Annotated in this window: 11 protein-coding genes; 4 read left to right on the forward strand and 7 right to left on the reverse strand. The window is 72.1% G+C overall.

The genetic code is table 11. The annotated features are described in order from the left end of the window. Positions 1-479: 479 nt before the first annotated feature. From BM093_RS36870 to BM093_RS32935, 7 genes are all read right to left on the reverse strand, one after another. Complete coding sequence (locus BM093_RS36870) at positions 480-2,708, reverse strand: alpha/beta fold hydrolase (protein ID WP_218163042.1); 2,229 nt, start codon at positions 2,706-2,708, stop codon at positions 480-482. Then, positions 2,705-3,337, reverse strand: a complete 633-nt coding sequence (locus BM093_RS32910; protein WP_177238860.1) for an alpha/beta fold hydrolase — start codon at positions 3,335-3,337, stop codon at positions 2,705-2,707. The genes BM093_RS36870 and BM093_RS32910 overlap by 4 nt, the downstream gene beginning before the upstream one ends. A 149-nt stretch (positions 3,338-3,486) precedes the next feature. After that, entirely contained in the window at positions 3,487-3,882 is a 396-nt protein-coding gene (locus BM093_RS32915) for a DUF2267 domain-containing protein (protein WP_093356788.1), read from the reverse strand. An 821-nt stretch (positions 3,883-4,703) separates the two neighbouring features. Further along, positions 4,704-6,800, reverse strand: a complete 2,097-nt coding sequence (locus BM093_RS32920; RefSeq protein WP_093356792.1) for a xanthine dehydrogenase family protein molybdopterin-binding subunit — start codon at positions 6,798-6,800, stop codon at positions 4,704-4,706. A 3-nt stretch (positions 6,801-6,803) separates the two neighbouring features. Then, the gene (locus BM093_RS32925; RefSeq protein ID WP_093356796.1) at positions 6,804-7,802 is read right to left on the reverse strand and encodes an FAD binding domain-containing protein; all 999 of its coding nucleotides are present in this window, start codon (positions 7,800-7,802) and stop codon (positions 6,804-6,806) included. After that, positions 7,799-8,332 carry a (2Fe-2S)-binding protein gene (locus tag BM093_RS32930; RefSeq protein WP_093356800.1) on the reverse strand — a complete coding sequence of 178 codons (534 nt, stop codon included), beginning with the start codon at positions 8,330-8,332 and terminating at the stop codon, positions 7,799-7,801. The genes BM093_RS32925 and BM093_RS32930 overlap by 4 nt, the downstream gene beginning before the upstream one ends. Before the next feature lie 249 nt (positions 8,333-8,581). After that, positions 8,582-8,992, reverse strand: coding sequence for a four-helix bundle copper-binding protein (locus BM093_RS32935; RefSeq protein WP_218163043.1), 411 nt, complete (start codon positions 8,990-8,992; stop codon positions 8,582-8,584). A gap of 392 nt (positions 8,993-9,384) precedes the next feature. Here BM093_RS32935 and BM093_RS32940 point away from each other — a divergent pair, with 392 nt between their 5' ends. The 4 genes from BM093_RS32940 to BM093_RS32955 all read left to right on the forward strand — a co-directional run. Continuing rightward, positions 9,385-10,056, forward strand: a complete 672-nt coding sequence (locus tag BM093_RS32940) for a GAF and ANTAR domain-containing protein (RefSeq protein ID WP_143105674.1) — start codon at positions 9,385-9,387, stop codon at positions 10,054-10,056. Positions 10,057-10,281: 225 nt separating this feature from the next. Next, positions 10,282-10,857 (forward strand): hemerythrin domain-containing protein, encoded by a 576-nt coding sequence (locus BM093_RS32945; protein ID WP_093356804.1) that lies wholly within the window; start codon positions 10,282-10,284, stop codon positions 10,855-10,857. A gap of 49 nt (positions 10,858-10,906) precedes the next feature. Then, a complete protein-coding gene (locus tag BM093_RS32950; protein WP_093356818.1) occupies positions 10,907-11,731 on the forward strand; it encodes a phosphotransferase in 825 nt (274 codons plus the stop codon). A gap of 60 nt (positions 11,732-11,791) precedes the next feature. After that, a partial coding sequence (locus tag BM093_RS32955) for a transposase (RefSeq protein ID WP_218163044.1) occupies positions 11,792-12,050 on the forward strand: 259 nt, incomplete at its 3' end.

Raw genomic sequence — 12,050 nt, forward strand, 5'->3', positions numbered from 1 at the left:
TCCGCCTCGGTCATCGGCGGACCACCCGGCTCCCAGCCCGCGGCGATCGCCGGCGCGGTGTACTTGCGCAGCGTCTTGCGATCCACCCCCAAGCTGGCCGCCAGCTCATGCTGCGAGCGGCCCGCATACCAGTGGGTCAAGATCTCCACAATGTCGATCACGTCGAAGGTCCTCCTCGGCACGGTTCGGCTCCACCTCGCTGCTCGGCAACGAGACGCAGCCTTCGGTCGTCCGAGGCCCGGACCTGGCAGCGACACGCACGTCCTCCCCTGGGGGAAAACCGTGATCGCCGTGGGGGAATTACGTGATCGCGACACCCTCACACTGGGGGAATTTCATGATCGTCGACATGCTGCACCCGGCCGCAGCATGAGCGAGCTCGCGTTCGCATAAGCGCCTGCGAGAGACAGTGTCGGGTCCAGTGCTGCAGCCACTGGGTGGGCAGTTGCCGATCCTGTCCGCCGGCGGTGCGGGCGGTGCTACGACCACGTGACCCGCTCGCCCGGCCAGCGGCCTGCGGTGTCGGCTAGGAAGGTTTCCAGCTCGGCCATGGTGAGCGCGGCGGGGGGCGGGTGCTGGGGCAGGGCGCTGAGCTGCTGGTGGAACCGGCCGAAGCTGGCGAAGTCGCGCGGGAAGCGCTGCTGGTCGACACCGAGGAACGCTCCGGTACGGCGGGCGTGGCCCAGCAGGGCGCGCCAGCGCTGGATCGGTGCGACGCCGACGCTGTCGGTGCCGTGGGAGAACAGGGCGAGGCGGATCTCGTCGTAGGGCTGCGCGGTGTCGAGGTAGCGGGCGAGGGCGTCGGCTGATGGCTCGACCGGGAACTTCGACCAGTACGGCACCGACGCGGTGCTCACCGTGAGCCGAGGGTCGAGCAGGACGAAGGATTCGACGAGCAGCCGGGCGACGGGCAGCCCGCGGCGGGCGTACCACCAGCGGTACAGCTCGGCGATCAGTGGGCTGAGATCCTCGGGGTCGGCGAAGGACACCCGCCGCAGCCGCCATCCCTGGCGGTGGGCGAGGGCGGTGAGGTCGGCGAGCAGGGCCGGGTCGAAACCCCACTCGGCTTCCGGTGCCTCGTCCTCGGCCGGCGGTGGGTCCCAGCGTCGTCGCGGCGACCCGTATCGGTGCAGGTAGTCGGCGACCCGGTCGCTGCCGTGATGGAACTCCTCGGGCGGGATGCCGCCCAGCGCGCCGAACTGGAACACGTGCCGGTCGCCCTGGCGGGTGACCGGCCACCGCGCCTGGCAGTCGGCGACCAGCAGCGTCGCGCCGGGCGCCAGCGTGTCGGTGAGGAAGTCGGTGAACGCGGGACCGAGGCGGCGGTGTTTGAGCCGGAAGTAGGTCATGCGGGCCAGCGAGAGCCGGTCTTGGTTCGGGTCGTGCATGTGGTGCAGTGCGACGTCGGGATTGGCGTCGAGCAGCAGCCGCCCGGGGCCGAGTCCGGCGGCCAGCCCGGCCCGCGGCTGGTCCGGGCCCACCTCGGGCTGGGCGACCGGCAGCAGAAACGTCTGCGGCAGCAGCGGCGCGCCGAGTGCCGCGGCCAGATGCGCCAGTGCCCCGCTGGACGAGCCCACGATCGCCGCCGGGTACGGCCGGCGCGGGTACTGCTCGACCATCCATCGGGCGACCGCTTCGGCACTGACCGCGTGCAACTGGCCCGGTGGCACGGCTTCGCCTCCACTGCCGAACCGGTACACCTGCTCGCGCAGCCCGGCGGGAAGCTGGTTGACCGCGGGCAGTAGCCGCTCGGCCAGTGGTGCCAGGGCGCGGGGCACCGCGCCGATCGCCGGCAGATCCTGTCCGCGGAGGTGCCGGGCGGTGCCGCGCAGAACGGCGCTGGCGGAGTCGAAGTCGGCGATGCTCTTCGCCGCCGGCCGGGTGGTCGGCGCGTCCGGGCCCGGCGGTGGGCCGCCGAGGAACGGGCGGATCGCCGCCGCGAGCGGCCCGGGGTAGGAGTAGTTCAGGGCGTGGCCGCCGCCGGGCAGCTCGGCGAGTCGCCCATCGGGCAGGGCGTCGGTGACCTCGCGTGCCCACCGCTGCGGCACCACGGAGTCGCGCCCACCGCGCACGACGAGTACCGGGACGTCGACGCCGGCCAGGTCGTCCTCCAGCCGATGGGCCAGTGCGTGCCGCGCGGTCGCGAGGGCGCGGGCCGGGCCGCAGGCGAGGTAGTCGCGAACGAGGATCGCGGTCAGGCCCCATCGTTCGTGCCGGCCGGTCCGCAGCAACCGCCCCAGCTGCGCTAGGCCGTGACGGCCCCGCCGGTCGAAGGTGGGCCCGACCAGCACCGCCCGGTCGAATACGCCGGGAGCGCGCCGCATCGTCGCGACCGCGATCTGGCACCCGAGCGAGTTCGCGACCAGCATCGGGGTGCGTAGTCCCGTCGCCTGGACCCAGGCCAGCAGCGCATCCGCCAGCCCCGGCAGGTCCAGCGCGGTCGGCGGGTGCTCGCTGTGGCCGAACCCGGGCAGGTCGGGGGCGTGCACCCGCAGGTGCGGGGCGAGTTCGGTCGCGAGTGGAAGCAGGTAGCGGCTCGACACCCCGAGCCCGTGCAGCAGCACGACCTCGCGGGCGCCCGGCGGGGCGTGATCGAGCAGGCGCGCGTGCATACGCAGGCCGTCCACCGTCGTCCAGGTGCTCGAGACTCCGTGCCCACGCAGCGGACGCCCCGTGCGTTCGAGGACGGTGACCAGTGGCCACCTCATGAGGCGAGGGCCCTGATCGGTTCGCGCCACGCGGTCGGGTGGCTCCAGACGAAGGTGTGCGGGCCGGGCATCGGCTCGAAACGCCCGTCGGGGGAGAGCTCGGCCAGCTGCCGCGCCCACGCCTCGGTGCAGACCTTGTCGTGCTCACCGCGCAGCACCAGCAGCGGGCACCGCACGGCGTCGAGGACATCTTCGAGATGGTCCCGCAGATGCACCGACACCAGGTTGCGCAGCTGGCGTGGGCCCGCCCGCACCCACTCCGGCGTGTGCAGCCGCTGCAGCCCCGGCAGTGGGTAACGCGAATCCCACCGCCAGTGCAGGACCAGCCGGGGCCACGAGCGGACCGCCGGGTCCACCGTGGGGCTGGCCAGGACCAGGGCGCGGACCCGGTGCGGCCGCGCCGCCGCGACATGCGCCACGACCTGGGTACTGCTCGAATGCCCGACCAGCACGACCGGCGCCACGTCGGTGGCGTCAAGCCAGGCGATCACCGCAGCGGCATACCCCGGCACGTCGAGGAGCTCGCAGGCGGCTCCGCTGCCCGCCAGGCCGGGCAGGTCCACCAGGTGAGTGGGGCCGTGGCCGGACAGGGCGGTGAGTGCCGGGACGAGGTACTCCGAGACTGCCATGCCCTGCACCGCGACGAACGGTAGCGGCCCGCCATCCCCACGGCCGAACAGGCGACTGCGTATCCGGCCCTGCGGCGTCTCGTGGAACCGGACGAGGTACTCGTCCGGTTGAAGACGGCTCTGCGCACTCGTGGGTGCCCGCATAGTGTTCAGTGGTGCTGCACCGGCTCCGTGCCGAACAGGTCGCGGTACTCGTCAGGCAACTGGGCGACCAGCTGCATGAACTCCCCCTCCGACAGCGCCACCTTCAACGCCGCCGCGACCGCCCGGGCGTGCTGACGGGCCTGCTGCGGGGTCGTGTCCCCGCCTTCGCGTTCTCCCACCCGGGCGTAGAACTCCTCGACACCGAACCGCTCACCCGGCCCGCTCGAGGGCAGCACGTCGGCGAGTGCATCCGGCAACTGCGACGCCAGGTCAGCGGTCTCACCGCCCCGCAGCCGGTGGCCCAGCACATCCAGCGTCGCGCGTACCGCCTGCTGTGCCTGCCCGTGGTCCGCGATCGCCGCGCTCTGCTGTACCGCCGAGACGATCTCGTGCTCCTGCATCAACGACTCCAAGCCTCGTCGACGATCGGCTTCCTGGCCGTAGGCGTACCCGCCCCGCGGCTCGCCATGCCGTCCCCCGGGGCGCACGCACCAGCACACGACACGACACGACACGACACGAGGCTGCAACACCTCGTGGCGGCCCCCACCGAAGCATCTGGGGCGTCGCCAGCCCAGACGGCTTGGGGCGGGCAGACCAAACCTGGCGACGCTCCGGTTCGCGCTCCGTGGTCGGGTGATTCCGCACGCGCGTGTGCGGCGCGGGCATCGGCTCGAAACCCCGTCACGGGGCAGTTCAGCCAGCTGCCGCGCCCATGCCTCATGTGATGATCCCGTCGTGCTCGCCGCGCAGCACCAGCACTGGGCACCGCACCGAGGACATCGTCGGGATGGTCACGCAGATGCACCGACACGACGTGTGGGCAGCTGCGGCGGCCCACTCACGCTCACTCCGGGGCACCCGCTGCAGGCCGGCAGCGGGTAACGCGAGTCCCACCGCCAGTACAGGACCAGCCGGGGTCACGAGCGGACCGTCGGGGCCATCGGTGGGCCCGGCCGGGGGCGCTCGCTCGCGTGGTTCGTCGCCCTGCTGCGCAGGCCCGGGTGGGGGCTGCCGCCGGCGGGCGGCTCGTGCGGCTGCCGGTCCTAGGTCACCGGTTCGCGCCGGGGCCGGTCGAGCGGCTGCTCGGCCTGGTCCTGGGCCGGTACTCATTGCGCGCGCTCGGGCCGATTCCACCTCGGGCAATGTGGGGGCCGCAGCGGTTCGGCCACGTCACCCACCGCATCCGACCGCCCTCCGCTGCGCCCGGTGAGGGGCCGCTCTACAGCACCGTGTCCAGGGTGACCGGCAGGTCCCGCACCCGCGTCCCGGTGGCGTGCCAGGCCGCGTTCGCCACCGCGGCGGCGGTACCGACGATGCCGATCTCCCCGATCCCCTTGGTCCCCATCGCGTTGACGTGCGGATCGTGCTCGTCGATCCAGTCCGCGCGCAGGTCGGCCACGTCGGCCTGGGTCGGCACGTGGTACTCGGCGAGGTCGTGGTTGACCACGTGCCCGGTCCGGGGGTCGAACAGGCTGTTCTCGTACAGGGCCATGCCCAGGCCCATGGTCATGCCGCCGACCAGCTGCGAGCGGGCCATCCGCGGGTTGACCACCCGGCCGACGGCGAAGGTCCCGTACAGGCGCGGCACCCGGATCTCGCCGGTGTCGGCATGTACCGCGACCTCGGCAAACTGCGCGCCGAAGGCCGACATCGCGTACCGCTCGGCCGCCTCGTTCGCCGGCACCCCGGCCCGGGCGGAGTCGCCGTCGGCGGGCGTGTCGCCGAAACGCTTGCGGAACTCCTGCGCGGCCGCCACGAGCGTCGAGCCCCAGGTGTTGATCCCCGAGGAGCCGCCGGCCACCGACGCCATCGGGTGGTCGGTGTCGCCGATGAGGACGTCGACCTCGTCGACCGCGACCCCGAGGGCGTCGGCGGCGATCTGCACCAGCGCCGTCCAGGTGCCGGTGCCCAGGTCCGTGGCGCCGATCCGGGCCACGTAACGCCCGTCCACCCGGCTGATCTCGGCCTCGGACACGGGCATCCGCATCGTGGGGTAGACCGAGGCGGCCACCCCGGTCCCCCACCACCAGCCGCCGTGCGACCGCACTCCCGGCAGTGGGTCGCGGTCAGGCCAGCCGAACTGCTCGGCGCCCCGGCGCAGGCAGGCGAGCAGGTTCCGCGACGAGAACGGGAGCCCGGACTCGGGATGGGTGTCCGGCTCGTTGCGTTCCCGCAGCTCGATCGGGTCGATGCCGAGCTCGTGGGCGAGCTCGTCCATCGCCACCTCCGGCGCGAACATCCCCGGGCACTCCCCCGGGGCGCGCATCCAGGACGGGATCGGCACGTCCAGCGCGGCCAGCCGCGTACTGGTCCGCCGGTTCGGCGCGGCGTACATCGTGCGGGCCGGCAGCACCGTCTGCTCGGCGAACTCCTTGACCCGCGAGGTCTGCTCGACCACGTCGTTCGCGATCGCGGTGAGCCGGCCGTCGTCGCCGGCGGCCAGCGCCACCTGCTGGATGGTCGGGGGACGGTAGCCAGCGAGGGAGAACGTCTGCTGCCGGGTCAGCGCCAGCCGGACCGGGCGGCCCGGCACCGCACGGGCCGCCATCGCCGCGGTGACCACGTTCTGGTGCGGGATACCCTTGGAGCCGAACCCGCCACCGACGTAGGGGCACACCACCCGGACCTGCTCGCGGTCCAGGCCGAGCACGGTGTACACCGTCTCGCGCACGGTGTGCACGCCCTGGGTCGAGTCCCACAAAGTGAGGGACCCGGCGCCGCCGTGGCTGGCCGGCTCCCACAGCGCGGTCGTGGCGTGCGGTTCCATCGGGTTGTTGTGCAGCATCGGGGTCGTGTAGGTCTGCTGGATCCGTGCCGGCCCGGCCGCCACGGCCGCGTCCACGTCGCCCTCGGAGGTGTCCGGCGCGGCGCCGGTCTCGACCTGCTCGGGGCGATAGAGGTCTGGCCGATCTGCGGAGAGGAGCGTGTCGCCCGGCTGCTCGTCGTAGCGCACGTCGACGAGGTCGGCGGCGTAGCGGGCCTGCTCGAAGGTCTCGGCGATCACGGCCGCGACGATCTGGCCGCGGAAGTGCACCTCGTCGTCCTGCAGGATCGCGTACTCGGCGTCGCTGGTATCGGCCAGGCGTTCGGCGGTGGCCGGGGTCAGCACGGCCAGTACGCCGTCCTCGGCCTCCGCCGGCGCGGGATCGACGCTGGTGATCCGTCCGCGCGCGAGCGGGGCCTGCACGATCCGGCAGTACACCGGGTCCTGCGCCGGTGACTCGTCGGCGTAGACCGCGGTGCCGCGCACCTTGCGGTCCCCGTCGCGACGGGGCAGGTCGGCGCCGATCGCGCGGTGTTCGAGCGTCTCGCTCATCTCTCATGCCTCCTGTCGCGCGAGGTCGCGCAGCGTGCCGGCCAGGGTCCGGGTCAGCAGCGGGATCTTGAACGCGTTGCCGCCGTCGACGCCGTCCTGCGGGCGGGCGTCGGCGAGCTCGGCCGCCGCGGCCGCGTGGAACGCCTCGTCGGACGGGGTCGCACCACGCAACACCCGCTCGGCGCGGCGCGCGCGCCACGGCGTGTGCGCCACACCCCCGAACGCGACCCGGGAGTCGGTGATCCGGCACTCGGTGACCTCCAGTGCGGCCGCCACGGAGACCAGTGCGAACGCGTACGACGCACGGTCGCGGACCTTGCGGTAGTCCGAGCGGGCCGCGACCGGCAGCGGCGGCAGCACGATCGCGGTGATCAGCTCACCGTGCTCGAGCACGGTGTCGCGCTCGGGTGCGTCGCCGGGCAGCCGGTGCAGCTCGCCGAAGGCGAGGGTCCGCTCGCCGTCCGGGCCGAGGACCTCCACCTGCGCATCCAGCGCGCTCAGCGCGACCGCCATGTCCGACGGGTGCGTGGCGATGCAGTGCTCGGACGCACCGAGGATCGCGTGCTGGCGGGTGGCGCCGCCGATCGCTGCGCACCCGGAGCCGGGGCTGCGCTTGTTGCACGGGGTGGTGACGTCCTGGAAGTACAGGCACCGGGTGCGCTGCAACGGGTTGCCGCCGGTGGTCGCCATGTTGCGCAGCTGACCCGACGCCCCGGACAGCAGCGCCCGGGCCAGCACCGGGTAGTGCCGGCGCACCCGGGAGTCCGCGGCCAGGTCGGCGTTGGCCACGCCCGCGCCGATCCGCAGGCCGCCGCCGTCGTCGCTGATGCCGGTCGGGAGCAGGCCGGTCACGTCGACGAGCAGCCCCGGTTCGGCGACGCCGAGCCGCAGGTGGTCGACGAGGTTGGTGCCACCCCCGAGGAACGCCGCGTCCGGCCGGGCGGCGACGGCGGCCACCGCCGTCCCGGCGTCGGCCGGGGCCTGGTAGTCGAACGGCCTCACCGGGTCCCCTCCCGCTCCCGCCCGACCCGGGCCACGGCGGCGCGGATGCCCGGGTAGGCGCCGCAGCGGCAGAGATTGCCGCTCATCCGCTCCGCGATCTCGGCGTCGTCGAGCTCCGGGGCGGCGCCGAGATCGCCGGTGACGACGCTGGGCCGGCCCCGGGCGAACTCGTCGAGCATCCCGACCGCCGAACACACCTGCCCGGGGGTGCAGTAGCCGCACTGGAACGCGTCCTCGTCGACGAAGGCCCGGTGCAGGGGATGGTCCCCGCCGGACCCGGGTGGACCGGCGGACAGGCCGTCGGCGGTGACGACCTCGGAACCGTCGCGGGTCACGGCCAGCGTCAGGCACGCCAGCACCCGCACGCCGTCGACCAGCACGGTGCACGACCCGCACTGACCGTGGTCACACCCCTTCTTCGGGCTGGTGTTGCCCAGGCGTTGGCGCAGAGCGTCGAGCAGCGAGGTGCGGGAGTCGACCGACAGCCGATGCTCGGCCCCGACGACCCGCAACGTCAGTTCGTGGTCCATGCGCCGCAGCGTTCCCCGGCGCTCCGGGCTCAATCCGTCCAGGAACACCTCGCTGACCGCGTTGCTACCGCAGGTGTGGACTCCTGCCCGCCCCAGGCGGCGAGATCGTGCTGTTCGATCGGTCCTGGCACCACCCCGCCGTCGCGCGGGCCATGAACTCTGCGCCGACGCCCACCGTGGGGCTGGCCAACACCAGGCTGCGGACCCGGCCATGCGGTGGCTCGACGTGAGACCCGCCGGTTTCCCGGCTCAGGCCATCGCATCGGCGAGTGCCTGGCACGCTCGCTCGCAGTGTCGGCAGGCCTCCGCGCAGATGCGGCAGTGCTCGTGTGTCCCGGCGTGGCGCTCGCACTCCTCGGCGCACGTCGCGCAGAACTGCCGGCAGCTCTCCAGCTGCGCCTTCGCGCTCGGCGCGTCGTACTCGGTCTGGCGGGTCAGGACACGCCCGGTCGTCCCACACACGTCGGCGCAGTCGAGGTTCAACCGGATGCACTTGCGCAGCTCCGCCACGCCGTCCTCGGACAGGCACGCGTCGGCGCAGGCGGAGCAGGCGTTCGCACATTCCAAGCAGGCCTCGATGCACGCGGTAAGCGTGTCTCGATCGACGTGGCCGGGCCAGGGGTGGCTCTCGAGCATCGACCGGGCAGTGGGCGTGGCCATCACGGCTCCTCTCGAAGTGTGTGCCCACCCCGGCTACCCGACCCTTGAGGCACTACGCGTGCGCCCAACTCGTGCACGTGCGGAACCACAGCCGGGCGCCACTGACAGCATGGTCACTTCCGTTGTGCAGATTCGGCGGGGCACGTGGTGGGAAGCCCCAGGCGTACTCGTCGGCCCGGGACGACACACATCGCCGGCAAGACACGATCCCGTAGGGTCCGTGACCGGACGCGACAACCATGATCGCCGCTCGGAGCACGGCAGGCACAACGCCCTCCCCCGCTGTCCGGAGTGTGCCGCCCGTGCCCGGGCCCAATATGAGGTGGGGTTGAGCCTTGCAGCCCGAAGACAGCCACCCACTTGTCGCTGCGCTGCGCACCGCTGCCCACGACATGATCGCACGGCACGACATCGACGATGTCGACGAGACGCTCAGCGCGATCGTGAACGAGGCGGTGGAGACGATCCCCGGCGTCGTCGCCGGCGGGATCTCGGTTCTCGAACACGGCCGGATCAGCCCGCGCATCCCCACGAACACCACGATCAAGGAGCTCGACGAGCTGCAGTCCCGCCTCGGTGAAGGGCCCTGCATCACTGCCGCTGTGGATCCGGCCGATGACGGCGTCATCGTCGCCGAGGATCTGGCCGAGCCGCCGGACAGCGAGCGGTGGCCGCAGTTCGCCCCGCAAGCGGTCGAGTGTGGCTACCGTTCGATGATGTCGACGCAGCTGTCCACCAGGACCAGTAGCGTCCACACGTCGCTGGACATGTACTCGCCGACGCCCGGGACGTTCGACGAAGCCGCACGGATGACCGCGGGTCTGTTCGGGGTGCAGGCCGCGCTGCTGCTCTACGGCGCCGAGCACGCCGCGCACCTGTCCGAGGCGCTGAGCACTCGCGACGTGATCGGGCAGGCCAAGGGCATCCTGATGGAACGCTTCGACGTCGGCGCCGACCGTGCGTTCCAGATGTTGGTGCGCTCGTCGCAGGACACGAACATCAAGGTCGTCGAGGTCGCGCGCTGGCTCACCCGTGACTCCACGCGGCGCCAGACCCGCCAGTGAGCGGCGGCCGAGCCGGCAACGAGCAGCCGGTCCGGCGCTGCGCATCCCAGGTCGGGATCTGCTGTCGGGGGCCCCGACACCCGGGGGCTCGGCGGCGACCTCCGGCCGTCCTGTCTGCGATCGGTGACCCCTCTGTGCGCGGCCGTCGCTGCGCGTTTGCAGTGGTCCACGGCGGGTAGGGCAACAGATCTCGAACTGACGCGTTGAAGTTGAAGGAGTCAGACCGTGGCACAAGCACAGGCCGGCGCTGCCGGCGACGTCGTCGACGAACTGACCCAGGACCACCACAAGGCATTGGACACGCTCGCGCAGGTCGCTTCCGACCGCACCCACCTGCAGGAACGCCGAAACCTGATCGACACGGTGATCGGCGAGGTGGTGCGGCACGCCGTGGCCGAGGAGATGTATGTCTACCCGGTCATGCGCGAGCGGTTCGACGACGGCGCCGACATCGTCTCTCACGACGCCGAGGAGCACGCCCAGCTCGAGCGGGTCATGAAGGAGCTCGAGAAGACCGACCCCGGCGAGGAGAAGTTCGAGAATCTGCTCGAGCAGATGACGCACGCGCTGCGCCACCACGCCGAGGAGGAGGAGACCCACCAGTTCCCTCGGCTGCGCGCGCACGTCGACCCGGACACGCTGCAGAAGATGCGCGAGCAGGTGGACCAGGCCAAGCAGATCGCCCCGACCCGCCCGCACCCGAATGCGCCCAATTCGGAGGTGTTCCACAAAGTGGCCGGCCCGGGCGTGGGGATGATCGACCGGATGCGCGACCGACTCTCCGACCGCCTCAGCAGCTGACGTCACGGCCGCCGGCCGGCCCGTGGTTGACATGGAGCGGGGCGCACTGATGACCATCGGTCGGTATGTCGGGGAGCTGGCGCACCAGGACCCGCTGCACGGGCTGCTGGCCGGCATCGCTACCGAGCGGCTGGCGGCTCGTGAGACCGCCGGGTTTCTGGTGTTCCAGCTGCCGGGTACGAACGAGATCTACGTCTACCAGGGCCGCGAGTCTGGCACGCGGATCGTGTGCAAATTCTTCGGTACCCGATACGGCGGTGACCTCGCCCTCGCCACTCGGGCCGCCCGCCGGGAGCAGGAAGCGCTGCGGGCCCTGCGCGAGGTGGGGTTGTGCGGCTCGCCGCACCACGTCGTGTGCCCGTACGGGGTCGCCCCGGACATCAACTGCGTGCTGGCCGTGGAGTACTACGACGGCGAACGCCTCAGCGAGGCCATCAACCGGGCGCTCTGGCACGGGGACGATGAGCACCTGTTGCGGCGGCTGGAGGCGCTGGCGTTCTTCCTGGCCACCCAGCACAGCCGGACGGCGACCGGGCAGCCGGTGGATTTCGACGTCGACTGCGTCTATCTGGACGTGCTGTTGGGGATGCTGCACGGTCTCGGCCGGGTCGGCCGGTGGGACATCGACGAGCTGGGCTGGCTTCGTGATCTCTGGCGAGCGCGGCCTCGGATGTGGCAGGACGAGCAGGTGTGGCTGCACGGCGACGCGACACCGGCGAACTTCCTGTTCGGCCCAGGCCTCGACGTCGCAGCGATCGATCTGGAACGGTGCCGGCGCGGTGACCGGCTGTTCGACGTCGGGCGGGTCGCCGGGGAACTGCAGCATGCGTTCCTACAGGCCACCGGTGATGGGCGTGTCATGGCAGGTGTGTAAGCCATGGGTGGGCCAAGATCGACCGCAGTGATCAACACAGCGGTCGGGAAGGACACCCACGTGAGCGAGAACCAGCCCGACCCTGACGGCGAGACTGCAGCGGCTCGCCGGCTCGCCGAGGCCCTCGACCCGTCGGCGATCGACGCGCTGTTGGCCGATGCGAAGGCCGCCGGCACTCCGATCGACGGCGTCGACGGACTGCTCAACCAGATGACCAAGGCCGTGCTCGAACGGTCGCTGCAGACCGAGATGACCCATCACCTCGGCTACGACCGCGACGACCCCGCAGGGCCCCGGCAAAGTCAGGATGAGCGACTGC

Origin of the sequence: Pseudonocardia ammonioxydans (genome assembly GCF_900115005.1) — a bacterium.
Taxonomy (GTDB): Bacteria; Actinomycetota; Actinomycetes; order Mycobacteriales; family Pseudonocardiaceae; genus Pseudonocardia; species Pseudonocardia ammonioxydans.

Excerpts from the sequence above, each read along its gene's own strand:
- BM093_RS36870 (WP_218163042.1), bottom strand. The coding sequence starts at position 2,708 with ATGAGGTGGCCACTGGTCACCGTCCTCGAACGCACGGGGCGTCCGCTG.
- BM093_RS32910 (WP_177238860.1), bottom strand. The coding sequence starts at position 3,337 with ATGGCAGTCTCGGAGTACCTCGTCCCGGCACTCACCGCCCTGTCCGGC.
- BM093_RS32915 (WP_093356788.1), bottom strand. The coding sequence starts at position 3,882 with ATGCAGGAGCACGAGATCGTCTCGGCGGTACAGCAGAGCGCGGCGATC.
- BM093_RS32920 (WP_093356792.1), bottom strand. The coding sequence starts at position 6,800 with ATGAGCGAGACGCTCGAACACCGCGCGATCGGCGCCGACCTGCCCCGT.
- BM093_RS32930 (WP_093356800.1), bottom strand. The coding sequence starts at position 8,332 with ATGGACCACGAACTGACGTTGCGGGTCGTCGGGGCCGAGCATCGGCTG.
- BM093_RS32935 (WP_218163043.1), bottom strand. The coding sequence starts at position 8,992 with ATGGCCACGCCCACTGCCCGGTCGATGCTCGAGAGCCACCCCTGGCCC.
- BM093_RS32940 (WP_143105674.1), top strand. The coding sequence starts at position 9,385 with ATGATCGCACGGCACGACATCGACGATGTCGACGAGACGCTCAGCGCG.
- BM093_RS32950 (WP_093356818.1), top strand. The coding sequence starts at position 10,907 with ATGACCATCGGTCGGTATGTCGGGGAGCTGGCGCACCAGGACCCGCTG.